Raw genomic sequence first — 22,601 nt, forward strand, 5'->3', positions numbered from 1 at the left:
ATGAGCAAGAACGTTTACTATCACACTATGTCAACAGATAAACAAATTATAACCACCGATTCCGGCAAACAAGTAGAAGCAACCGCTCCGGTAATTATCTCCGCCAGCCGCTCTACGGACATACCTGCCTTTTATGCCAAATGGTTCTTCAATCGTTTGGACAAGGGGTATTGTGTATGGTATAATCCGTTCAACCGGAAGCCGATGTATGTGTCTTTCAAGCATTGTAAGGTGGTGGTGTTTTGGACGAAGAATCCGGAACCTATCTTGCCTTATTTATACAAACTGGATGAATTGGGAATACATTACTATTTTCAGGTGACGCTGAACGATTATGTGCGGGAGGGTTTCGAGCCGAATGTGCCCAGCGTAGAAAAACGGATTGAAACGTTCCGCAAATTATCGGAGCTGATTGGACATGAGCGAGTGATATGGCGGTTCGACCCTTTAATCATCACGCCTGACATAACCCCACGTATGTTGCTGAACCGGATCTGGAAGATTGGTAATCAACTGAAAGGATATACCGATAAGTTAGTGTTCAGCTTTGTGGACGTGAAGGCTTACCGGAAAGTGCAAAATAATCTGATAAAGGAGACTTCCTGTTTTACCAAAGAGAATGTGGAAACGGCAGAACTGAATGAGGTGCAACGGCAAGAAGTTGTGGAAGGACTGGTGAAGCTGCGTGAGATATGGCGGGCAGAAGGCTGGAACCTGACGCTTGCCACTTGTGCCGAGGAAATTGACTTGGAGGGTTACGGCATCGAGCATAACCGTTGCATAGACGGTGAACTGATGGAGCGGTTGTGGGGCGAAGATAAGGAATTGGTTTATTATTTGCATACAGGCAAGTTGCCCGAACCAGATTTGTTTGGCGAGATGCCTCCTATTTCCATAGAGCGGAAGAATCTGAAAGACAAAGGGCAACGGAAAGTGTGCGGTTGTATGGTGAGCAAGGATATAGGGATGTACGATACGTGCAGGCATTTTTGCGTATATTGTTATGCCAACACAAGCAAAGAATGCGTCTTGCGGAACAAGGCGCGCCATTCGGATGAAAGTGAAAGCTTGATTGAGTGAATATAAGGATGCGAAATTTCACCACAGAGGACACGGAGGTACACTGAGCTTTAATTATTTCCTCTGTGGTACTCTGTGTTCTCTGTGGTGAAAAATCGTCATTCCATATTCCGGTATTGCTTGGGCGACATGCCGGTGTAGCGCTTGAAGTATTTCCCGAAGAAAGAAATGTCGGGGAAGTTCAGCGAGTAGGCTATCTCTTGGATAGTTAGTTCGGTGGACTTCAGCTTGGCTTGCGCGTCTTTGATGACGAATGCCGATATGATGTCGGTCAGGGTTCTTCCTGTAGTTTTCTTGACGGTAGTGCTCAGGTGTTGGGGAGAGAGGTGCATTTTATCGGCATAAAAAGAGATGTTCCGCTCGGTCTTGTAGTTTTCTACCACGATACGTATCAGTTCTTTTACGATTTCCTGGCTTCGGGTATAGGGTTGTCCTTCTTTTTTTACCGGTTCTTGCTTATTAATATTCCCCAATTCAATAATCAACCCAGTCAGGATAAGCGGGAGTTGTTCTTCTCTTACCAATGTATTGTTTTGGTGTTTTGCCTTTATCAGCATTTTGAAATAGTCGCGGAATACTTCAGCTGTTTTCGGTTCGAGTTCTATAACCGGTTCTTCCAAGATAGAAGGAGCATACTGGATAGTATTCGAAAACAGGAACGGATGTTGGATAAGCGTAGAAGAAAATCCGACAAAGGCGAACCGGCAATCGGGAGTGTTCTCTGCTATTTGCACGAACTGGTCGGGATAGACAATGGCTATGGAATTTTTCTTCAGCTTGTATTTATTTATATGTATTGTGATGTCGCATTGCCCTCTGATGCAAAGCAGGAACAAGCATCCGGGTATTTGGGCAGGGATGGCGAAAAGCTTTTTAATGTTGCCTATTACGTCAATCCCTGCAATGAAATTCGTATCAGAAGGAATAGAAGTTAATGAGTATATTTGTTTCATTGTTGCTCTTTTCAACTTTAAGGGAACTTGGCAAAATCAGATATTTATTGGGCTTTCAAATTCTTTACCAGCCACTCTGATGCCATGGATGCAGCGTACGGAAGGTTAGTGCCAAAACCGTGGTTTTCTCCCGGTATCAGAATGATTTCGCTATTTTTCATTACTTGATGGAACCTTTCTCCGTATGTGTAAGGCACTACACGGTCATCCATGCCATGTATGATAAGTGCAGGACCTTCGTATTTTTGTGCTGTTTCGTATATGGGAAGTGTAATGGCGGTTTGAATAAAATTCCTGCCCAATTTATGTCCTGATGGCATTGTGACATATTCAGGTGCATGCCACGGGTCATACATCGCTCCCATTGTATTTCCTCGTAAGGCATCATCACGTAATACAGCTGCAGGTGCCATAAGCACGACACTTTGGATTTCATTGCCCAATTGTCCGGCGGTCATTGCTGATACGACGCCACCTTGTGAATGCCCTAATAGGGATATGCTGGATGTTTGCGGCAAGCTATGTGCAAAAGCGATTATCGACAAGGCATCTTCTATTTCGTTAGGGACGGTCATATTGACAAAATCGCCTTCGCTTTGTCCGTGGGCGTTAAAGTCGAAACGTAATGCGCCTATGCCTGCATTTACCAGATTATCGGCTATGGCGCGCAATAACGGTTCGTTTTGGTTTCCGGTGAAACCATGGCAGATGATTACAACGGGGCATTTTTCTCCCTTTTTCAAATCAGGCAATTGCAGATGTGCGGCAAGGCGTCCTATTGCCCCTTTGATGTAGAATGTAGAATCGGTCTGTGCCTTTGCGGTGATAGCGCAAAAAAGGAGGGCTATCACACTAAAAAGTTTTATTTGTTTTTTCATATATATGTATTATATAGTTATCTTCGCTTCTTACCTCTGAAGAAATGCCTGACTCTTCTCAGGATTTTCACTCCGGTCATTACTCCGTCGTATGCGGCGATGCCCATATTGATATGTTGCATCATCCCTTCGAATTTGTTTTTGCTTTCTTGTGGTGCAAAAAGCTGGTGCGCCAAGTGTTGCATACGCTCCTTGGATTGCAAGACTTCTTGCTTTTTATTCAGGCGTTGTTGCCTGATTGTATCTAATGTATAATAAGGTTGTTGTGTATTCATTGTTGAGGTTTGTTAGAGTCGTCAAGGAATAAACGTGCAAGGAAATTGACCATTGGCTGGAATATCAAAGAGACGCGGAAATGGTAAACCAGCCATGCGATAAGAATCAGGATAGCACCCACAATGGCAAATCCTGCTACCATTCCTACTTCTGTGGCAAGGACATAAACCAGCATGAAAGAGAAATAGAACAGAGCCATGACTCCCAATGCTACCAAGATGAATATCAAGGTAAGCGTAGAGAGCAGGACGGTTAGTTTCTCAATGGTTTCCAGCTTGAGGTATTCCCCTTGCAATTCAATGTATTTCCTGAATTCCTTGAACAGGTCTTGCAGGTTATCAATGCTTTTATCGTTAGCGAACATAGTTTTTCGGTTTAAAAAAAGAGGGTGTGTTCGGATTTTGTCTGACACACCCTCCTACGGTTTTTGTGCAATCAGTCTGCATCTTTTACTTCCGATGCGATTTGGTCTGCCAAATCATCCATTTCTTCACGGCTCAGGCGGATGCCTTTCTTACGCAAAACTTCAGCGATTTTGCTACGTGTGTCCGTACCCTTTTCCGGTGCAAATAAAATTCCGGCTACTGCTCCCAGTGCAATTCCGCCCAAGAATGCAGCTACAACATTTAATGCTTTCATATTAAATATAGGTTTTAAGTTATACAACCACAAATCTAAGAATTTTTTGAGAATAATGCTCGTTTTTTCAGAAGAATCTTAGACAAAAATCGGAAAAGCTTTAATATTAACAGATTTTAATAGAAAGAGTAGGGAGATATTGCTACTTTTGCAAGCAAATAAATCTGCATATATTAAAAACATTAATTAATAAATTCGAGAGAAATGAAGAAAATTGTTGTATTGGGAATGGGATTGTGCGTAGCTTTGGCATTCTCTTCCTGTAAGTCAAGCGAAAGTGCTTATAAAAAAGCATACGAAAAAGCGAAGCAACAAGAACTGGCAGAAGCGGCCACAAATGAAACACCGGCTGAGACAACAGTTACTCCTGTAGCTCCGGTTGCTCCTGTAACAACTACTCCGGCACCTGTCCAGACTGCTCCGGTACGTGAAGAAAAGGTAGAATTGGTATCAGGTAACGGGCTGAAAGCATATAGCGTGGTATGCGGAAGCTTTGGAGTGAAGGCAAATGCCGACGGATTGAAAAACCAAATGGATGCTGAAGGCTACGATGCAAAAGTGGTTTACAATGCCGAGAAGAACATGTATCGTGTCATTGTAGAATCGTATGACACTCATACAGAGGCATCTGCCGCACGCGATGCATTCAAGGCGAAATATCCCGACCGGAAGGATTTCCAAGGCGCATGGTTGCTTTACGCAAAATAAAAAAAGAGTTGTAAATAAGCAGGAAATATTATTCAATATCACAGATTTAAAGCGATAGCCTCCGGGTTATCGCTTTTTTTTGTAATTTTGCACGCGGAAATAAAAAGCAGACAATACATGATGAAAATAAAAGGAATACTTGGAATGCTTTGGATGCTCTTCCCGCTTTTCGCGTTTGCGCAAGAGAAAGTCGTTCCTATTAAATATGGAGATATGGACCAATGGATTACGCGGAAAATCCATGAGTCGGGCATTATCGGAGGAGATACCAAGCAGCTTTACGAAGTGGGACCTACGAAAGTCTTGGAAGGGAATGAGCCATACGTCAATCAGGGAGGTTCGCCTTGGGGGACTTCGAATGTGATGGCAAAGGTAATGGGAATTGTGAAGACCAATACCAGCGTCTATCCCGAACGCCGTGGAAACGGGTATTGCGCCAAACTGGAAACCCATATCGAAAGCGTGAAAGTCTTGGGGCTGGTCAATATCACCGTGCTTGCTTCAGGTTCCATGTTCTTGGGAGACATGAAAGAACCGATAACCGGAACCAAAGAAGGCGAGAAGAACTTGAACATCGGAGTGCCTTTCACATCCCGTCCCAAAGCCGTCCGGTATGATTATAAGGTAAAGATGTCGGGCGAACCACACCGCATCCGCCAGACGGGATTTAGCCGGAAGAGTACCGTAGAGGGGCAAGATTGCGCCATTATGACCTGCCTTCTCCAGAAGCGTACCGAAGATAAGGACGGGAATATCATAGCCAAGCGGGTCGGTACAGCGGTGGTGCGTTATGACAAAAATTCGGACTGGCATAATGGAGCAACGTATGAAATCCATTACGGAGACATTTCGCATACCGCTTATTACGATGCGGAACTGATGAGGCTGGGCGTTGGGAACTATCACGCGCGCAATAGCGAGGGAGAAAGCCAGTTGATTCAAGAAAACGGTTGGGCAGGACCCGATGAAAAGCCTACACATCTGATTATCCAGTTCACTTCCAGCTTGGGCGGGGCGTATGTAGGCTCGCCGGGCAATACGATTTGGGTGGACAATGTATGCTTAGTATATGAATAAGGCAAATCATATATTTGGATGGCTCGATGCAGATAGTTGCGTCGGGCCATTCAAGTATATGCTGGAATTGAACGCAGAGACGCAAAGTCGCAAAGTTTTTATTTTTTAGAGATGGCAAAGTGCACAGAGAGAGCCTTGGCTCCGTATTCTTTGCTTTCTCTAAAATTGATTCTTTGCGCTTTTGCGCCTCTGCGTTTCATAATAATCCGCACATTCGGTATCTTTTTAAGTTTTATATAGAGAACTATACAGAATAAATTCGTATTTTTGCGCCGATTATGAGCAGAATATTGGCAATAGATTACGGAAAGAAGCGCACGGGCATCGCGGTGACCGACCCGATGCAGATTATCGCGAACGGGCTTACCACCGTCCCGACGTCCCAATTGATGGACTTTGTGCTGGACTATGTCCGGCGCGAAGCGGTAGAGCGTATCATTATCGGACATCCCAAACAGATGAATAACGAGGATTCGGAGAACATGAAACGCATCGTCCCGTTTATGAACCAGTTGAAGAAAAAGCTTCCCGATATGCCGGTTGAGTTGTATGACGAGCGTTTCACTTCGGTCTTGGCGCATCAGGCGATGCTTGCCGGAGGGCTGAAGAAAAAGGACAGGCAAAACAAAGCTTTGGTAGACGAAATCAGCGCCACGATTATTCTGCAATCGTATTTGGAATCGAAAAAATATAAATAAAGGAATATACATTATGATTTTACCGATTTACGTATACGGACAACCGGTGCTCCGTGAGGAAGCGAAAGATATTACGCCGGATTATCCGAACTTGAAAGAATTGATTCAGAACATGTTTGAGACCATGGACCGTGCCGATGGGGTGGGGCTTGCGGCTCCTCAGATAGGCTTGCCTATCCGGGTGGTGGTGATTAATCTGGATGTATTGTCGGACGATTTTCCTGAATTCAAGGATTTCCGCCGTGCTTATATCAACCCGCATATCCTTGAAACGGCTGGCGAATTGGTTTCGATGGACGAAGGTTGCTTGAGCCTTCCAGGCATTCATGAGAGCGTGAAGCGTCCCGATAAAGTACATGTGACTTACCTCGACGAGGAAATGAATCCGCACGATGAGTGGGTAGAGGGCTATTTGGCACGTGTCATGCAACACGAGTTCGACCATTTGGAAGGGACGATGTTTATCGACCATCTCTCCGCCCTCCGCAAGCAGATGATTAAAGGCAAGCTCAATGCCATGCTGAAAGGCAAGGCTCGGTGCTCTTACAAGGTGAAAACTATCAAATGATCCGAAAGTTTCTATACATATTATATATAGGAGTGTTTTTCCCGATGATAGCCGGTGCTCAAATCAATACAGACCGGGTGATGACCATCGGGAAAAACGCGCTTTATTTTGAGGACTATGTCCTTTCCATCCAATATTTCAATCAGGTTATCAATGCCAAGCCTTACTTAGCGGAGCCTTATTTCTATCGGGGATTGGCGAAACTCAACTTGGACGACTTCCAGGGTGCCGAAGCCGATTGTACGGAGTCGATTGAGCGCAATCCGTATGTGCCCAACACGTATCAGGTGAGAGGCATCGCGCGTATCCAGCAAGAAAATTACAAAGGCGCGATACAGGATTACGAGAAAGCCTTGACATTCGACCCGGAGAATACCAGCCTATGGCATAATTTGGCTTTGTCGCGGATGCGTGATGAGGATTATGCGGAGGCGAAAGCCGATTTGGACACTTTGATACGGATTGCGCCCCGCTATATCGATGCGTATCTGATGCGTACCGAGGTTTCCCTCAAGCAAAAAGATACGATTCAAGCCATGTCTGATGCCGATCGGGCTATTGAAATGGATCGCTATAATGCCGATACGTGGGCTTCACGGGGAATGATTTTCCTCCAGCGGAGCAAGTATGCCGATGCCGAAAGCGACTTGACCGAAGCCATACGCCTTTCGGTGCGCAATGCGGGTCTGTATATCAACCGTGCGTTGGCTCGCTATTATCAGAACAATTTGCGCGGGGCTATGAGCGATTACGATTTGGCTCTCGATATTGATAAGAGTAATTTCATCGGGCATTACAACCGGGGCCTGCTCCGTGCCCAAGTGGGAGACGATAACCGGGCAATTGAAGATTTCGACTTTGTGCTTCAGATAGAGCCGGATAACCTCATGGCGGTCTTCAATCGGGGATTGCTCCGTGATAAGACCGGCGATTATGCAGGGGCTATCAGCGATTATACTTCGGTATTGGAAGAATATCCCAATTTCTTGGCTGGGTATCAATACCGGGCAGAAGCGCGTAAGAAGGTGGGCGACCTGAAAGGGGCAAGCCAAGACGAGATGGTCGTATTGCAAGCTCAGTTAGATATGCAGAACGGAAAGACTTCGCGCCAGACCGCATCGGCGGACAAGACCCGTAAGAAATCGGACAAAAACATGAACAACTATCGGAAAATCGTAGTTGCGGACAATGAGGAAGAACAATCCAAGTATAAAACCGATTATCGTGGACGGGTGCAGGACCGCAATATCACCATTCTTCCCCAGCCGATGTTTGTGCTGAGCTATTACGAGCGTCCGGAAGAGGTGAAGCGTCAAATCAATTATTCCAAATATATTGATGATTTGAATAACCGGCATGTCTTGCCTCATGCGTTGCTGATAACCAATAATGAAGCGTCGCTTACGGAAGAGCAGGTGAAGCAACATTTCGCATCAATTGATGCCGAAACCGAGAAGATTGTAAAGGAACCGGAAAATGCTTTGCATTATTTTGCCCGTGCGCTTGATTTCTACTTGGTGCAGGATTTCGATAATGCGTTGGAAGATTTGGATAGGACCATTGCAAAAGACCAATCGTTCTTCCCGGCTTATTTCATGCGGGCAATGATTCATTATAAGCAATTGGAATACCGCAAGCGGAATACCAGTTATGAGATAGAGCAATCCGAAGACAAGAAGTTGCAGGTTCGTGCCTTGGATTATGCGATAGTCCGTGACGATTTGGATAAAGTAATCCAGTTGGCTCCCGATTTCGTGTATGCGTATTATAATAGAGGTAATATCTATGCCGTAATGAAGGATTACCGGGCGGCATTGGTGGATTATAACAAAGCCATCGAGCTTGACCCGCGCTTCTCGGATGCGTATTTCAATCGTGGGCTTACCCATGTGTTCTTGGGTAATAATAATGAAGGCGTGCAGGATTTGAGCAAGGCGGGCGAGTTGGGAATCTTCTCGGCATATAGCGTGCTGAAGCGTTTCACTACGGTGAAGGAAGAGTGATTTTTTTATTGAACACAGAGGCACGGAGACACAGAGCTATTTTTTTGTCACGCTCTTGTCAAATAAGTGCTTTCTCTGTGCCTCTGTGTCTCTGTGTTCGATAAATTAATCAGGCACATACACGGATAATTAAAAAGTTTTGTTTATTTTTGCGACTCAATAAAAAGACTAACATAAAAGACTATGATTAAGATAACTTTTCCTGATGGCTCCGTTCGCGAGTATAACGAAGGAGTTACTGGTCTGCAGATAGCAGAAAGTATCAGTTCTCGTCTGGCACAAGACGTGTTGGCTTGTGGCGTGAATGGCGAAACGATTGATTTGACGAGACCCATAAACGAAGATGCGAGTGTGGTTCTCTATAAATGGGATGATGAACAAGGCAAACATGCTTTCTGGCATACTAGTGCACACTTGTTGGCTGAAGCCTTGCAGGAACTTTATCCGGGAATCCAGTTTGGTATCGGTCCCGCTATCGAGAACGGTTTCTATTATGACGTAGATCCGGGAGACGATGTAGTGATTAAGGAAAGCGACCTGCCTGCTATCGAACAGAAGATGGTTGAGCTGGCTGCCCGTAAGGAAGCGTTGGTTCGTGAAAGCATTTCAAAGGAAGACGCATTGAAGAAGTTTGGCGAAAGAGGCGAAACGTACAAGTGCGAATTGATTTCGGAATTGGAAGACGGACATATCACCACCTATACACAAGGTGCGTTTACCGATTTGTGCCGTGGTCCGCACTTGCCTTCTACCGCTCCTATCAAGGCTATCAAGCTGTTGTCGGTTGCAGGTGCTTATTGGAGAGGACAGGAAGACCGCAAGCAGATGACCCGTATCTACGGTATTACTTTCCCGAAGAAAAAAATGTTGGATGAATACTTGGTGATGCTGGAAGAAGCCAAGAAACGCGACCACCGTAAGATTGGTAAGGAAATGGACTTGTTCATGTTCTCGGACATGGTAGGAAAGGGACTTCCGATGTGGTTGCCCAAAGGTACTGCGTTGCGTATCCGTCTGCAAGATTTCTTGCGCCGCATTCAGGCACGTTACGATTATCAGGAAGTTATGTGTCCGCCTATCGGCAATAAATTGTTGTATGTGACTTCGGGTCACTATGCTAAATACGGCAAGGATTCGTTCCAGCCTATCCATACACCGGAAGAAGGGGAAGAATACTTCCTGAAACCGATGAACTGCCCTCACCACTGTATGATTTATCGTAACAGCCCGCGTTCATATCGCGACCTGCCTTTGCGTATAGCCGAATTCGGTACAGTTTGTCGTTACGAGCAGAGCGGTGAATTGCACGGGTTGACTCGTGTACGTAGCTTTACGCAGGATGATGCGCACATCTTCTGCCGTCCCGACCAAGTGAAGGATGAGTTCTTGCGGGTAATGGATATTATCTCAATTGTATTCAAGTCGATGAATTTCGAGAACTTCGAGGCGCAGATTTCTTTACGTGACAAAGTGAACCGTGAGAAATACATCGGTAGCGATGAAAACTGGGAAAAGGCAGAACAGGCTATCGTAGAGGCTTGCCAAGAAAAAGGATTGAAAGCCAAAGTAGAATATGGCGAAGCTGCTTTCTACGGCCCGAAACTCGACTTTATGGTAAAAGACGCTATCGGTCGCCGTTGGCAGTTGGGTACCATTCAGGTAGACTATAACTTGCCCGAACGCTTCCAGTTGGAATACATGGGTGCTGATAACCAGAAACATCGTCCGGTTATGATTCACCGTGCGCCGTTCGGTTCTATGGAACGCTTTGTAGCGGTATTGATAGAGCATACGGCAGGTAAGTTCCCGTTGTGGCTGACTCCCGACCAGGTAGCGGTTCTCCCGATTTCAGAGAAATTCAACGATTATGCCAACCAGGTTCGTCTGGAATTGAAGAAATACGATATCCGTGCCTTGGTGGATGAACGTAACGAGAAAATCGGACGCAAGATTCGTGATACTGAATTGAAACACATCCCTTACATGTTGATTGTGGGCGAAAAAGAAGCCGCAAACGGCGAAGTTTCTGTCCGCAAGCAAGGTGAAGGCGATAAAGGAACGGTAAAAATCGAAGAATTTGCAAAAAATATTGCAGAAGAAGTTCATAATATGATAAATAAGTGGTAACTTTGCCACCGTTTTGCAAAGTGCTCTTTGGGCTCGTATGCAAATGAATAACAATAATAACTATATATAATTTAAAAGCAAACAAAGGAATACAAGTATTTGAATGAAAAATGACAATTTAAAAGGGCAACATCGAATCAACGAACAGATTCGTGCCAAAGAAGTCCGTATTGTAGGAGATGATATTGAATCGGCAGTCTATCCGATAGCACAAGCCTTGAAAATGGCAGAAGAACATGATGCTGATTTAGTAGAAATTTCACCCAATGCTGTTCCTCCCGTTTGTAGAATTATTGATTATTCTAAGTTTCTTTACCAGTTGAAGAAACGTGCCAAGGAACAGAAAGCAAAGCAAGTGAAAGTCAATGTAAAGGAAATTCGGTTCGGACCTCAGACCGATGACCACGATTATAATTTCAAGCTGAAACATGCCATTGGCTTTTTACAAGGGGGCGATAAGGTAAAGGCATACGTGTTCTTTAAAGGACGTTCCATTTTGTTTAAAGAACAAGGCGAAGTGTTGTTGCTTCGTTTTGCCAATGATTTGGAGGAATATGCGAAAGTGGAACAAATGCCCTTGCTGGAAGGTAAGCGCATGACGATTGCATTGGCTCCTAAGAAAGCGGGAAGCCCGAAGAAAGCCGTTCCGAAGCCTGAAGCTCCTAAACAAGCTGAAGCATCGAAAGAAAGCGAAGCTGAAAATGAATGAGAAAGTGCGTAACGTGCCGGTATAGTACGTTGCCACAGTTAATAATAATCAATTAAAAATTAAACAAGATGCCAAAAGTAAAGACTAACTCCGGTTCTAAAAAAAGATTCGCTCTTACCGGAACGGGTAAAATTAAGAGAAAGCACGCTTTTCACAGTCACATTTTGACTAAGAAGACGAAAAAGCAAAAAAGAAACCTTTGCCATGCAGGTTTGGTAGATAAAGCAAACTTAGCTTCGGTTAAAGAACTTCTTTGCATGCGTTAATCTTTATAATTGAAAAGCGTAAACGTATTATTAAAATTATTAACCGAATGCATTAGCTTTAAGTCCGAGTGGAAAATATCGGCGCTAACATTCAAAAAAGAATTAAAAAACTATGCCAAGATCAGTAAATCACGTTGCTTCAAGAGCAAGAAGAAAGAAAATTTTAAAGTTAACTAGAGGTTACTTTGGTGCAAGAAAGAATGTTTGGACCGTTGCCAAGAATACGTGGGAGAAAGGTTTAACATACGCATACCGTGACCGTAAGAATAAAAAACGCAACTTCCGTGCATTGTGGATTCAGCGTATCAATGCTGCCGCTCGTTTGGAAGGCATGTCTTACTCTCAATTGATGGGTGCATTGCACAAAGCAGGTATCGAAATCAACCGTAAGGTATTGGCTGACTTAGCCGTTAATCATCCCGAAGCATTCAAGGCTGTGGTTGATAAAGTGAAAGTCGCTTAATGCAATAAGAAATTAAGTCATAAAAAGGCAGCTCTTGCGAAAGGGCTGCCTTTTTTGTATATTAAATGCAGAGAAGCAAAAGCATAGTGCTTTATCAGACGGGCAGAATATCCGTCTGAAAAAACGAATAAATATAGCCGGTATTTGTATGCAATATAGTTGCTACACTTGTACGATTACTAATCGTACAGGCGAACGATTACTAATCGTATCGCGATACGATTAGTAATCGTCATTCCGATGCAGTTATTCTTTAATTCGAAAATAGAGAATTGAAAGCTGGGAATTTCTTGTCAAGGCGGATTATAAAACCAGCATGATAAGTGGGGGTAATTTCTCCATGTCTTTTACCTTCTCTAAAATTGTTGCTCTGCGCTTTTGTGTCTCTGCCTTTAAATAACACGGCTCTTTTATTTAACCGTACATGATTAAATGATAAATAAAGTACGGAAATATTTTGCAGACTCAGATAAAAGCATTATATTTGTCATACAAAAATGGAGCCGTACTTGCAGAATCGGGAAACTCATCAAATTATATGAAATACCGAGACTTCGCTTCATCCTCCAATGGCGGGCCACGCCTTCGGGTAGCATTTATGCCGGTGGATTACAAAGGAGGTGGGCACTCAAATCCTGTCTATCGGAGTTTCGTCACGCCTCGGGTACGGCTCTTCCTTTTTCTGTTCTTTTTCAGACCGACTATTCATTATTAATTATTCACTATTAACTATTTATCATGTTGTTGTATTTTTCCGGAACAGGCAATTCCCGTTGGGTAGCAGATTCTTTGGCTAAGTTGTTGAATGAGCGTGTTTATGCTTTATTGGATGTGGCTGCTCGTCCGTCCTTATTCGATTTGAAGGCAGGTGAGGCTTTGGGATTTGTTTTTCCCGTGTATGCGTGGGGACCTCCTGTATTGGTGATAGATATTCTTGCTAAGTTGCAAGTCGAGGAAAAGCCGGCATACGTATATTTTGTATGTACATGCGGAGATGATACAGGGAAGACTGCCGCTATTTTTTCGCGTGCCGTGCAGGAGAAAGGGTGGACATGCCGGGCAGGCTTTTCGGTGATTATGCCCGAAACCTATGTGTGCTTGCCCGGATTTGATGTAGACCCCAAGGATAAGGAGCAGAAGAAACTTCGTGAGGCTGTAGGAAGAATCGAAGAGATAGCCCGTTGCGTGGCAGGGCGTGCAGAAAAAGAAGATTGCAACGAAGGCGGGTTCCCATGGGTGAAGTCTTACCTTATCCGCCCGTTGTTTAATCGTTTCATGACCTCAGCCAAAGGTTTTCATGCGACCGATGCCTGCATTTCGTGCGGGAAATGTGTCACAGCTTGTCCGTTGCAGAATATCCGGTTAGAGAAAGGACGTCCGTTGTGGGGAAAGGATTGTGCGATGTGTCTTTCTTGTTACCACCATTGTCCCAAACACGCTATCGAATACGGTAGCATGACTAAACGGAAGGGACAGTTTACATTGGAAAAGTCAGTGTAAACGTACTGCCTTTGTCGGGTTCTGAGGTGACGGTTATTTGCCCGCTGTGTAATACGGTGATTTGTTTGCATAATGCCAGTCCGATGCCTGAACCTTCCGGTTTGGTGGTGAAGAAGGGCAGGAAAATCCGTTCGGTCACTTCGGGAAGCATGCCTTCTCCATTGTCTGTAATGGTAAATTTCCATTGTTTGTCAGCTATGTGGGCATATACGCTGATGAGAGCCGACGGATTGTCTTGGCAGGCTTCTTGCGCGTTTTTTATTAAGTTGATGAATACTTGTTCCATTTGTCCTCTGTCGGCTTTCCAAGGTAAGGGTGTATTGGGACAGTTGAAGGTGATGCGTGGGTCGGCGAATAATTGTTTCAGGTCTTTGAAGAAGTCTTTCACTTGGATATCCGTTTTTATAGGCGGAGCAATGCGGGTCAGTTTCCGGTAGTTTTCTACAAATTCCAGCAGGCTCTTGCTTCTGCGCCGGATGATTTGCAGTCCTTGCTTCATTTGTTTAGAAGCATAGGTGTCTGTGTCGGATTCGCTTCGTTCGCTTAATGTTTCGGCTAATGAGATGATGGGGGTAATGGAATTCATAATCTCATGGGTCAGTACACGGATGAGTTTTCGCCAGGCTTCCATTTCGGTATGTTCCACTACTGTGTGGATGTTCTTCAGGCTGACCAGCCAGTATGTCTTTCCTTTTATTTGGATTTGGGTGGCGGATAGGGCAAGTTCGGTTGGAGCAGGCGAATGCAGCAGTTGTGCGACAGCTTGTTTGTTTTTCAGTGCTGAAAGAATTTCTTCAGGCAGCCTGTTGCGGTTGTCCAACATCTGTAGTGCCGCTTTGTTCATCCAGTCGATTTGTCCGTTGGGATAGCAGACGATAACGGCTGTGTCTACTTGGTTCAGCAGGTTTTCATAATATTGGTGCTTGGCTTCTTCTTCGTCTAAGTGGCTGTGGATATTTCTTAAAGCAGCCGACATATCAGCGGCTAATTGTTGCATGTTGCGGTCTTTGAATGGGGCATGAGCCAATTGCGAAAGGTCGTTATTCTTCATACATTCCACGATTCGCTGCATCATGGCGGTTTGCCGGCTCTGTATGCGGTAGAGGCTGATACAGATACCGATGATGATTGTTCCACATGCTGTGGCGCAAAACCATAGATTTTGTGTGACGGCGAATGCGCCCCCTACGGCGAGCATTACGATTCCGGCTACGTGTATGATGAGTGAAAATGCGTAGTTTCTCATGGTTTATAAATCTAATTTTTCCATTTTCCGATATAAGGCGAAGCGGGTGATGCCCAACAGTTCTGCCGCTCGGCTGATGTTTCCGTTGCTTGTTCGCAAGGCTTGTTCGATAGCTTTGCGTTCTAACTTCTCTAAATTCAGTTCTTGCGTTTCTTCCTCTTCACTTCCTGCCGTAGCGGTAGGAAACAAGAAATCGTTGGGGCGAAGGAGGTTGCTGTCGCTCAGAATCACGGCGCGTTCCAACGTGTGTTGCAATTCGCGCACGTTGCCGGGCCAGTTGTATTTCAGCAGTTTGTTTTTCGCTTCCCGTGTCAGCCCTTTGGCTTCTTTGCGGTATTTACGGTTGTATTTGGCAAGGAAGTGCTCCGCCAATAGCAGGATGTCTTCGCCTCTTTCTCTGAGTGGGGGGATGCGCAGTTCGATGGTATTGATACGGTAAAGCAGGTCTTGGCGGAAATTGCCTTCCGCCACCCGTTTGTGCAGGTCGGCATTGGTGGCGCAAATCAGCCGTACGTCGATAGGGGTAGGATTTACCGCTCCTAACCGGACGATTTGCCGTTTCTCGATAGCGGTCAACAGTTTGGCTTGCATGGGCAGGGTGAGATTGCCTATCTCGTCCAGGAAGAGGGTGCCGCCCGATGCGATTTCCATGCGTCCGGGTTTCGATTTGCGTGCATCGGTAAAGGCTCCTTTTTCGTAGCCGAACAGTTCGCTTTCGAAGAGTTGTTCGGGGATGCTTCCCAAGTCGATAGTGACGAGAGGAGCTTCTTGGCGCGGTGAGAAATGTTTCAGCATCCGTGCCACGAGGTCTTTTCCTGTACCGTTTTCGCCTAATACCAAGATGTTGGCATCGGTGTCCGAGAGTTTGAAAATGGTTTCTTTCACCTTTTGCATGGCAGGAGAGGAGCCGATAAGTTCGGGCAGTTGCTCGTCGGCTTTTAAGGCGAGCATTTGGGTTTGCAGTTTTCCTACTTCCTTGCGCGAGCGGCTTAGTTTCAGTGCCGATGAGAGGGTGGCGAGCAGTTTTTCTTTCTCCCAAGGTTTCGAAACGAAATCGGTCGCTCCTTCCTTAATGGCTTTCACCGCTTTGTCGGTATCGGCGTAGGCGGTCATGAAGACGACTACCGCTTGCGGGTCGGTTTGCAGAATCCGGCTCAGGCAGTCGAAGCCTTCTTGTCCGCTGATGGCATCGCGCCGGAAGTTCATGTCGAGCAGGATGACATCGGGGTGGAAAGTCGTCATGAAATGTTCGATGCGCGACGGTTGGGTAGTTACTTTTATCTTTTCCATATAAGGCTCTAACAGCAGGTTGAGCGCGAAGAGCACGTCTTCGTTATCGTCTATAATCAGTATTTTTCCTTTTTCTTCCATACGTGTTTGTTGTCTTGCGGACAAAGATACGCATTTTTAGCGTGTGCTGTATGTGCGTTTTTGCACGATTTTTGTGTGATTTCGCACAGGCATGGAGCGCGGCTTGATTGGTTAATTGGTTAGGAAACAGGTGATTGTTTGTGTGGCACGGAATTTGATTCATCAAGGGTGTAATAAATGTATTTTATGAGAAAATTTTGTTTGTTGATGGTTATTGTTGCTGCCTTTGGGGCTGCTCATGCCGAAAAGCTGACGTTGGACGAAGCCATCGGAATGGCACAGGTGCATTCGCCCGAAGCTCAGGCGGCTGCCCATACCTATCGGGCAGCGTATTGGAGTTACCGTTCTTTTCGGGCGAACTATTTGCCGGAAGTGAACTTGGTTTCTTCTCCTTACCTGAACAGGCAAATCAACCGGGTGACGCAGCCCGACGGAACGGAACAGTTCTTGCGCCAGAACCAGTTGATTACCGATTTGGGAATACAGGTCAGTCAAAACGTGTGGTTTACGGGAGGTAATCTGTTCGTGCAGACTTCTTCGCAGCGGATGGACGAGTTGGAAAATCACATCGCTTCGTATAACACCAATCCAGTGACCATCGGCTACCAGCAATCGCTTTTCGGCTATAATTCCTTGAAGTGGGACCGCCGCATCGAGCCGGTGCGTTTCCGGGAAGCGAAGAAATCGTATGCCGAGACGTTAGAACTTATTGCTTCGAAGACGTGCGAGCTGTTTTTTGAATTGGCTACCGCACAGGCGAACCTGGATATCGCGCAATCGAATTATGCATCGGCGGACACCCTTTACCGCTATGCCCGCGGACGGTATAATATAGGTAGCATTACCGAAAACGAAATGTTGCAGTTGGAAGTGAACAAGCTGAACGAGGAAACCAACATGATGAAGGCGCGGATAGAAGTGGAGGATGCCATGCTGACTTTCCGTTCGTTTTTGGGCATCCGTGAAGAAACGGAAGTAGAGGTCATTACGGGCGGTCAGGTTCCCCGTTTCGAGGTGCCGTTAGGACGCGCGCTGGAAGAGGCATACCTGCATAGCCCCGAACCGGATATGTATCGCAGGCTGAAGCTGGAAAGCAAGAGCCAGTTGGCGCAGGCGCGGGCAAACCGTGGACTGAAGGCCGACTTGTATTTGCAGTTCGGTTTGTCGCAGACGGCAGACAGGTTGAAAGATTCTTGGCGTGAGCCGCTCGACCAGCAATATGTCAGCCTTTCGTTGGTGATTCCTATTCTTGACTGGGGACGTGGGCGCGGAAAGGTGCGTGTGGCAAAATCGAACATCGATTTGGTCAATACACAGGCGGAGCAAGGCATGAACGATTTCGAACTGAATGTGCGGAAAATGGTGCGCCAGTTCAATCTGCAAGCCCGTCAGGTGGAAGTGGCGGCACGGACCGATGAAACCGCCCGAAGACGTTACGAGGTGGCGCTTCGGTTGTATCTGATGGGGAAGTCCACCATCCTCGACTTGAATGCCGCTATCTCCGAGAAAGATACGGCAAAGCGGAACCACATCGAGGCGATGAAGACGTATTGGACGCTTTATTACGGCCTGCGCAGCATGACGCAATACGATTTCGAGCGCAATTGCCCGCTTGCGGAAAGTTTGCCGGAAATATAGGAAATCTGTGGTGAGGACCCAGCTGTTCATTATTAACTGTTAACTATTAACTGAAGACATGGATATAAAATTAGAGAAAAAGCCCTGGTACGTGCGTTATCGCTACCGCATAGCGGCAGGGGCGGTGCTGGTTGCCGGACTTGTTTACGTGGCTGCGCTTGCTTCCGGACCGCAGAAGTTGCGTATAGATACCGAATCGGTGCAGATAGCCGAAGTGAAGAACGACGATTTTATGGAATACGTGGATGTGGAAGGCGTGGTGCATCCCATATTGACGCTGATGGTCAATGTGCGCGAAAGCGGGAACGTGGAGCGCATCGTGGCGGAAGAAGGAAGCCTGATGAAGCGGGGCGACACGATTCTGACTTTGACCAACCCCGACTTGATGCGCGACCTGGAGGACCAGCGGGACGAGTGGGAGAAGCAACGCATCTCTTACGAGGAAAAGGCGATAGAAATGGAGCAGAAGACATTGACACTGAAGCAACAGGCATTGGAGGCGGAATACGAACTGAACAAAATCCGCAAGAGTTTCGCCTTGGAAGAGGAAGAATATAAGATGGGCATCCGCAGCAAGGCGCAGCTGGAAGTGTCCGCCGATGAATATCGTTATAAAACAGAGTCTACACGGCTGAAATTGCAAAGCCTGAAAAGCGATTCGGCAATGACGGTTATCCGTAAGGAATTATTGCTGAACGACCGGGAACGGGAGCGGAAGAAATGGGAACGCTCCGTGCGCCGGACGGAAGACTTGGTAGTGCGTGCGCCGGTCGATGGGCAATTGAGTTTCGTAAAGGTAACTCCCGGACAGCAAGTGGCTTCGGGCGAGAATATAGCCGAAGTGAAGGTGATGGATCAGTTCAAGATACACGCTTCGCTCAGCGAGTATTACATCGACCGTGTGACGACAGGGCTTCCGGCTTCGGTCACTTATCAGGGCAAGCGTTATCCGTTGCGGGTAAGCAAGGTGGTGCCCGAGGTGAAAGACCGCACGTTTGATGTCGATTTGGTCTTTACGGGCGAGACGCCCGACAATGTACGTTTGGGCAAAAGCTTCCGCGTGCAGATAGAGTTGGGTCAGCCTGAAAAGGCAGTGGTCATCCCACGTGGCAATTTCTATCAGCAGACGGGAGGCGACTGGATATTCAAACTGAATGCCGACCGCACCCGTGCGGTGAAAGTTCCGGTTACGGTCAGCCGTCAGAATCCGCGCCAATACGAAATTACCGAAGGTTTGCAGCCCGGAGATTGGGTCATTACGACAGGATATGATAACTTTGGCGACGCAGAAGAATTGATACTGAAATAGCTTATGAGAACACTTTATTATTTGAGAATGGCGGTACGCTTCCTGATGCGTGCCCGTTCGTACACGATAATTAACTTGCTGGGGCTGGCGTTCAGCTTGGCTTGCAGCATCATCCTGATTCGTTACATTCACCGCGAACTGACGGTGGATGCTAATTGTGTGGATGCGGAGACGGTGGTGGTGCCGTTGGCAGACATTTATAGCAATTGGTGTCCTAGTGCCAGAATGTATATGGACTCGGTTTATCTTGCCGACGAACAGGTGACAGAGCGTTGTCTGGTTGTTCCCAATGAGCGTACACATATTGTGTATGAGAACCGCACTTACAATGCCGATATATTGGCAGTAGATTCTACTTTCTTCCGTTTCTTCACTTATCCGGTAGTGGTGGGAACTACTATGATGCAGGGAGAGCATGTAGCTATCCTTACCCGCAAGTTTGCAGAACAATTGTTCGGGCGGGAGAATCCTCTTGGTAAAGTGCTTGTCTATGATGGCACATCTGTAGTCGTGCAAGGAGTGATAGACAGCCCTTCCAATAAAACCGTTTGGCAATTCGATGTGTTGCTTTCTCGTGGCTTGCAGGATTGGAACCGGATGAATATCGAAATGGTCCGTGTATTGCCGGGTACCGATTTGAATGCGATAAACAAGGTGAGCGGCATTTATCGCGATACGGAATATTCCGGTCCTATGCGCTATCGGTTTATCCCTTGGAAACAGTTTTATTTCGACTCTTCCATTATCGCGGAAAAATCGTTGATGAACCACGGCGACAGGTCTTACTTGCTGATTTTATCAGGAGTGATAATCTTGTTGTTGGCGGTAGGCATCCTGAACTTTATTAACCTCTATATGGTGATGCTGATGAAGCGTTCGCACGAATATGGCATCAAGAAAGTGTTGGGACTGGGGCGTTCTTCACTATTCGTGGAAATCTGGCTGGAAAACTTCGTGCTGGTCTTTGCCTCACTCTTCGTGGCATGGGTGCTGATAGAGGTTACGTCGGTTCCGGTAGAGCGTTTGTTGGGCGAGCAGATTGATTATACACCATTCGACGGCTGGTTGTCGTTAGGCATTCTGATAGTCTTGCCTTTGCTCACTTCGGTTTATCCTTACATCAAGTATGGTTATCGTTCGCCTGTTATTTCCATGCGCAATGTGTTAGTACGTTATTCCGTAGCTTCACGTGCGGTGTTGCTGGGTGTCCAGTATGTCTTTACGGTGGTACTTGTGGTCTTGTCGGTTTATTTCAGCCGTCATTTCGATTTCCTTATCAATACGCCTCCGGGGTTCCGTACGGAAAGGATATTAGAAGCTGATTTGCAGAAAGAAAACTGGAATAATAGATATACGGACGAGCAGAGGAAAACACGTAACGAACGTATCGAAAGGATTCGGAAAGCATTGGACGAATGTCCGTATATTGATTCATGGATATGCAGTTCGTTTGATGAAATCACTTCCGAATTTCAAGTGAACTTTTTCAATGAGAAGGATAAGAAGGTATCGGTGAAGGCATTGTTTGTTCCTGCCGCTTTTTTTAATTTTTACGGATTGAAGGTACTTGATGGCACTTTGCCGGATGAGATACATGACGTAACTCATAGCGAGATAGCATTGAACGAGGAAGCTATGAAAATATTTGGTTATGCCGATAGGGAAGAAGCGTTTATCAGGGCTGAGTCTCCTATATGGATGTTTTTTGGAGCTGATGGTAGTGTAAAAAAGGGTGGATTGGAATTGATGCCCGTCGTAGCGGTAATAGCCGATTGTTATTTCGGTAAGTTGACCGATGGCGTACAGCCCATTGTTTATATCATAAGTGGAGGATACGAAAGTGATAAGCTTTCCATCGCCGTGCAGCCGGGCAAGGAAAAGGAATTGTTGGACTACCTCCGTAAGACGGTGAAAGAAATTTACGGCACCGAAGAGTTCGAATACGATTGGCTCTCGGATGTGGTGAAAGCCCAATACGCCCACGACCGCAAGATAGCTACGGTCTATTCGGTATTCGCCTTTATTGCCATCGTGGTGTCGTGCATGGGGCTGTTCGGTATTTCGCTTTTCGATATCCGTAGGCGGTACCGCGAAATTGCTATCCGCAAGGTGAACGGTGCAACGCTGCGCGACCTTTATTGGCTGCTGGGTGGCAGATACTTGAAAGTTTTGTTGGTATCGTTTGCAGTGGCTGTTCCGTTAGCTTGGATGATACTCTACAAATATACCGAAGATTTTGTATTGAAAGCTCCGCTTAGCCCGTGGATATTCATCATTGCCTTGTTATTGGTTGCGTTGATTTCTTTGGGCACCCTTTGGTGGCAGGTGAACAAAGCAGCCCGCATCAATCCGGCGGATGTGATGAAGGCGGAATAAAATAAGCATTTATTAAAAACAAGAATATGATTAAGACAGTAAATTTACAAAAGGTTTTCCGTACCGACGAGGTGGAGACCTGGGCTTTGAACAATGTAAGCATTGAAGTGAAGGAAGGCGAGTTTGTCGCTATTATGGGTCCTTCGGGATGTGGCAAGTCTACGTTGCTGAACATCTTGGGATTGCTCGACAATCCTACGGGCGGCGAGTATTATCTGAATGGGATAGAAGTTTCGAAGTATACCGAGTCGCAACGCACGTCTATCCGCAAGGGAGTCATTGGTTTTGTATTTCAGAGTTTCAATCTGATAGACGAACTGAATGTGTACGAGAACATCGAACTGCCTTTGCTTTATATGGGCGTTCCGGCTGCCGAACGTAAGCGCAAGGTAGAGGAAGCCATGGAACGGATGGCAATAGCTCACCGCTCGAAACATTTCCCGCAACAGCTTTCGGGAGGTCAGCAGCAGCGTGTGGCGATAGCCCGTGCGGTAGTTTCCAATCCGAAGATGATACTTGCTGACGAGCCGACCGGTAACCTGGATTCGAAGAACGGAAAGGAAGTGATGAGCCTCTTGACCGATTTGAATAAGGAAGGCACTACTATTGTGATGGTGACCCACTCGCAACACGATGCAGGTTATGCCAGTCGTGTCATTAACTTGTTCGACGGTCAGGTGGTGACGGAAGTGGCATTGTGATTGTGGTTTCATTGA

At 46.2% G+C, this 22,601-nt stretch carries 23 protein-coding genes; 16 read left to right on the forward strand and 7 right to left on the reverse strand.

The features are described 5' to 3' along the window. Positions 1-27 precede the first annotated feature (27 nt). The gene (locus tag B5F91_RS03980; RefSeq protein ID WP_087427826.1) at positions 28-1,080 is read left to right on the forward strand and encodes a DUF1848 domain-containing protein; all 1,053 of its coding nucleotides are present in this window, start codon (positions 28-30) and stop codon (positions 1,078-1,080) included. A 98-nt stretch (positions 1,081-1,178) separates the two neighbouring features. Here the strand turns inward: B5F91_RS03980 and B5F91_RS03985 are convergent, their stop codons facing one another. The 5 genes from B5F91_RS03985 to B5F91_RS04005 all read right to left on the reverse strand — a co-directional run bounded on the left by B5F91_RS03985 (position 1,179) and on the right by B5F91_RS04005 (position 3,826). Then, a complete protein-coding gene (locus tag B5F91_RS03985) occupies positions 1,179-2,033 on the reverse strand; it encodes an AraC family transcriptional regulator (RefSeq protein ID WP_087427827.1) in 855 nt (284 codons plus the stop codon). Positions 2,034-2,077: 44 nt separating this feature from the next. Further along, on the reverse strand, positions 2,078-2,911 hold the full coding sequence (locus tag B5F91_RS03990; protein ID WP_087427828.1) for an alpha/beta fold hydrolase: 834 nt from the start codon (positions 2,909-2,911) through the stop codon (positions 2,078-2,080). Positions 2,912-2,928: 17 nt separating this feature from the next. After that, entirely contained in the window at positions 2,929-3,186 is a 258-nt protein-coding gene (locus B5F91_RS03995) for a hypothetical protein (RefSeq protein ID WP_087427829.1), read from the reverse strand. Beyond that, positions 3,183-3,551: a phage holin family protein gene (locus B5F91_RS04000; protein ID WP_013617685.1), complete on the reverse strand. Its 369-nt coding sequence runs from the start codon at positions 3,549-3,551 to the stop codon at positions 3,183-3,185. Before B5F91_RS04000 ends, B5F91_RS03995 begins: the two co-directional genes overlap by 4 nt. A 71-nt stretch (positions 3,552-3,622) precedes the next feature. After that, entirely contained in the window at positions 3,623-3,826 is a 204-nt protein-coding gene (locus B5F91_RS04005; protein ID WP_087427830.1) for a YtxH domain-containing protein, read from the reverse strand. 204 nt (positions 3,827-4,030) lie between these two features. On the opposite strand from B5F91_RS04005, the gene B5F91_RS04010 reads away from it, so the two are divergent. The 11 genes from B5F91_RS04010 (at position 4,031) to B5F91_RS04055 (ending at position 13,945) form a co-directional block, all read left to right on the forward strand. Next, positions 4,031-4,534 (forward strand): SPOR domain-containing protein, encoded by a 504-nt coding sequence (locus B5F91_RS04010; protein WP_087427831.1) that lies wholly within the window; start codon positions 4,031-4,033, stop codon positions 4,532-4,534. Positions 4,535-4,654: 120 nt separating this feature from the next. Further along, positions 4,655-5,611 carry a PCMD domain-containing protein gene (locus B5F91_RS04015; RefSeq protein ID WP_087427939.1) on the forward strand — a complete coding sequence of 319 codons (957 nt, stop codon included), beginning with the start codon at positions 4,655-4,657 and terminating at the stop codon, positions 5,609-5,611. 278 nt (positions 5,612-5,889) lie between these two features. Next, entirely contained in the window at positions 5,890-6,309 is a 420-nt protein-coding gene (gene ruvX, locus B5F91_RS04020; RefSeq protein WP_087427832.1) for a Holliday junction resolvase RuvX, read from the forward strand. 13 nt (positions 6,310-6,322) lie between these two features. Next, positions 6,323-6,877, forward strand: coding sequence for a peptide deformylase (def, locus tag B5F91_RS04025; RefSeq protein WP_087427833.1), 555 nt, complete (start codon positions 6,323-6,325; stop codon positions 6,875-6,877). After that, positions 6,874-8,880, forward strand: coding sequence for a tetratricopeptide repeat protein (locus B5F91_RS04030; protein ID WP_087427834.1), 2,007 nt, complete (start codon positions 6,874-6,876; stop codon positions 8,878-8,880). The genes def and B5F91_RS04030 overlap by 4 nt, the downstream gene beginning before the upstream one ends. A gap of 183 nt (positions 8,881-9,063) precedes the next feature. Beyond that, positions 9,064-11,007 (forward strand): threonine--tRNA ligase, encoded by a 1,944-nt coding sequence (thrS, locus tag B5F91_RS04035; protein WP_087427835.1) that lies wholly within the window; start codon positions 9,064-9,066, stop codon positions 11,005-11,007. A 103-nt stretch (positions 11,008-11,110) separates the two neighbouring features. Further along, complete coding sequence (gene infC / locus B5F91_RS04040; protein ID WP_087427836.1) at positions 11,111-11,716, forward strand: translation initiation factor IF-3; 606 nt, start codon at positions 11,111-11,113, stop codon at positions 11,714-11,716. 68 nt (positions 11,717-11,784) lie between these two features. Then, positions 11,785-11,982, forward strand: coding sequence for a 50S ribosomal protein L35 (rpmI, locus tag B5F91_RS04045; RefSeq protein WP_087427837.1), 198 nt, complete (start codon positions 11,785-11,787; stop codon positions 11,980-11,982). Positions 11,983-12,094: 112 nt separating this feature from the next. Then, positions 12,095-12,445 (forward strand): 50S ribosomal protein L20, encoded by a 351-nt coding sequence (gene rplT / locus B5F91_RS04050; protein WP_087427838.1) that lies wholly within the window; start codon positions 12,095-12,097, stop codon positions 12,443-12,445. Between the two features lie 538 nt (positions 12,446-12,983). Then, positions 12,984-13,160, forward strand: a complete 177-nt coding sequence (locus B5F91_RS15155) for a hypothetical protein (RefSeq protein ID WP_158099890.1) — start codon at positions 12,984-12,986, stop codon at positions 13,158-13,160. A gap of 23 nt (positions 13,161-13,183) precedes the next feature. After that, the gene (locus B5F91_RS04055; RefSeq protein WP_087427839.1) at positions 13,184-13,945 is read left to right on the forward strand and encodes an EFR1 family ferrodoxin; all 762 of its coding nucleotides are present in this window, start codon (positions 13,184-13,186) and stop codon (positions 13,943-13,945) included. Here B5F91_RS04055 and B5F91_RS04060 read toward each other — a convergent pair. Continuing rightward, positions 13,923-15,191, reverse strand: a complete 1,269-nt coding sequence (locus tag B5F91_RS04060; RefSeq protein ID WP_087427840.1) for a HAMP domain-containing sensor histidine kinase — start codon at positions 15,189-15,191, stop codon at positions 13,923-13,925. The two genes, B5F91_RS04055 and B5F91_RS04060, sit on opposite strands and share 23 nt — an antisense overlap. Positions 15,192-15,194: 3 nt before the next feature. Next, entirely contained in the window at positions 15,195-16,562 is a 1,368-nt protein-coding gene (locus B5F91_RS04065) for a sigma-54 dependent transcriptional regulator (protein WP_087427841.1), read from the reverse strand. 186 nt (positions 16,563-16,748) lie between these two features. On the opposite strand from B5F91_RS04065, the gene B5F91_RS04070 reads away from it, so the two are divergent. The 4 genes from B5F91_RS04070 to B5F91_RS04085 are packed head-to-tail and all read left to right on the forward strand — an operon-like array spanning position 16,749 to position 22,586. After that, complete coding sequence (locus tag B5F91_RS04070) at positions 16,749-18,200, forward strand: TolC family protein (protein ID WP_087427940.1); 1,452 nt, start codon at positions 16,749-16,751, stop codon at positions 18,198-18,200. 58 nt (positions 18,201-18,258) lie between these two features. Next, positions 18,259-19,509, forward strand: a complete 1,251-nt coding sequence (locus B5F91_RS04075; RefSeq protein ID WP_087427842.1) for an HlyD family efflux transporter periplasmic adaptor subunit — start codon at positions 18,259-18,261, stop codon at positions 19,507-19,509. A gap of 3 nt (positions 19,510-19,512) precedes the next feature. Further along, a complete protein-coding gene (locus B5F91_RS04080) occupies positions 19,513-21,885 on the forward strand; it encodes an FtsX-like permease family protein (RefSeq protein WP_087427843.1) in 2,373 nt (790 codons plus the stop codon). Positions 21,886-21,911: 26 nt separating this feature from the next. After that, complete coding sequence (locus tag B5F91_RS04085) at positions 21,912-22,586, forward strand: ABC transporter ATP-binding protein (RefSeq protein WP_087427844.1); 675 nt, start codon at positions 21,912-21,914, stop codon at positions 22,584-22,586. Positions 22,587-22,601 lie beyond the last annotated feature (15 nt).

Origin of the sequence: Bacteroides sp. An322, from assembly GCF_002161765.1 — a bacterium.
In the GTDB taxonomy this organism is placed as follows: domain Bacteria; phylum Bacteroidota; class Bacteroidia; order Bacteroidales; family Bacteroidaceae; genus Phocaeicola; species Phocaeicola merdavium.

Excerpts from the sequence above, each read along its gene's own strand:
- B5F91_RS03980 (WP_087427826.1), top strand. The coding sequence starts at position 28 with ATGTCAACAGATAAACAAATTATAACCACCGATTCCGGCAAACAAGTA.
- B5F91_RS03985 (WP_087427827.1), bottom strand. The coding sequence starts at position 2,033 with ATGAAACAAATATACTCATTAACTTCTATTCCTTCTGATACGAATTTC.
- B5F91_RS03990 (WP_087427828.1), bottom strand. The coding sequence starts at position 2,911 with ATGAAAAAACAAATAAAACTTTTTAGTGTGATAGCCCTCCTTTTTTGC.
- B5F91_RS03995 (WP_087427829.1), bottom strand. The coding sequence starts at position 3,186 with ATGAATACACAACAACCTTATTATACATTAGATACAATCAGGCAACAA.
- B5F91_RS04000 (WP_013617685.1), bottom strand. The coding sequence starts at position 3,551 with ATGTTCGCTAACGATAAAAGCATTGATAACCTGCAAGACCTGTTCAAG.
- B5F91_RS04005 (WP_087427830.1), bottom strand. The coding sequence starts at position 3,826 with ATGAAAGCATTAAATGTTGTAGCTGCATTCTTGGGCGGAATTGCACTG.
- B5F91_RS04010 (WP_087427831.1), top strand. The coding sequence starts at position 4,031 with ATGAAGAAAATTGTTGTATTGGGAATGGGATTGTGCGTAGCTTTGGCA.
- B5F91_RS04015 (WP_087427939.1), top strand. The coding sequence starts at position 4,655 with ATGAAAATAAAAGGAATACTTGGAATGCTTTGGATGCTCTTCCCGCTT.
- ruvX (WP_087427832.1), top strand. The coding sequence starts at position 5,890 with ATGAGCAGAATATTGGCAATAGATTACGGAAAGAAGCGCACGGGCATC.
- def (WP_087427833.1), top strand. The coding sequence starts at position 6,323 with ATGATTTTACCGATTTACGTATACGGACAACCGGTGCTCCGTGAGGAA.
- B5F91_RS04030 (WP_087427834.1), top strand. The coding sequence starts at position 6,874 with ATGATCCGAAAGTTTCTATACATATTATATATAGGAGTGTTTTTCCCG.
- thrS (WP_087427835.1), top strand. The coding sequence starts at position 9,064 with ATGATTAAGATAACTTTTCCTGATGGCTCCGTTCGCGAGTATAACGAA.
- infC (WP_087427836.1), top strand. The coding sequence starts at position 11,111 with ATGAAAAATGACAATTTAAAAGGGCAACATCGAATCAACGAACAGATT.
- rpmI (WP_087427837.1), top strand. The coding sequence starts at position 11,785 with ATGCCAAAAGTAAAGACTAACTCCGGTTCTAAAAAAAGATTCGCTCTT.
- rplT (WP_087427838.1), top strand. The coding sequence starts at position 12,095 with ATGCCAAGATCAGTAAATCACGTTGCTTCAAGAGCAAGAAGAAAGAAA.
- B5F91_RS15155 (WP_158099890.1), top strand. The coding sequence starts at position 12,984 with ATGAAATACCGAGACTTCGCTTCATCCTCCAATGGCGGGCCACGCCTT.
- B5F91_RS04055 (WP_087427839.1), top strand. The coding sequence starts at position 13,184 with ATGTTGTTGTATTTTTCCGGAACAGGCAATTCCCGTTGGGTAGCAGAT.
- B5F91_RS04060 (WP_087427840.1), bottom strand. The coding sequence starts at position 15,191 with ATGAGAAACTACGCATTTTCACTCATCATACACGTAGCCGGAATCGTA.
- B5F91_RS04065 (WP_087427841.1), bottom strand. The coding sequence starts at position 16,562 with ATGGAAGAAAAAGGAAAAATACTGATTATAGACGATAACGAAGACGTG.
- B5F91_RS04070 (WP_087427940.1), top strand. The coding sequence starts at position 16,749 with ATGAGAAAATTTTGTTTGTTGATGGTTATTGTTGCTGCCTTTGGGGCT.
- B5F91_RS04075 (WP_087427842.1), top strand. The coding sequence starts at position 18,259 with ATGGATATAAAATTAGAGAAAAAGCCCTGGTACGTGCGTTATCGCTAC.
- B5F91_RS04080 (WP_087427843.1), top strand. The coding sequence starts at position 19,513 with ATGAGAACACTTTATTATTTGAGAATGGCGGTACGCTTCCTGATGCGT.
- B5F91_RS04085 (WP_087427844.1), top strand. The coding sequence starts at position 21,912 with ATGATTAAGACAGTAAATTTACAAAAGGTTTTCCGTACCGACGAGGTG.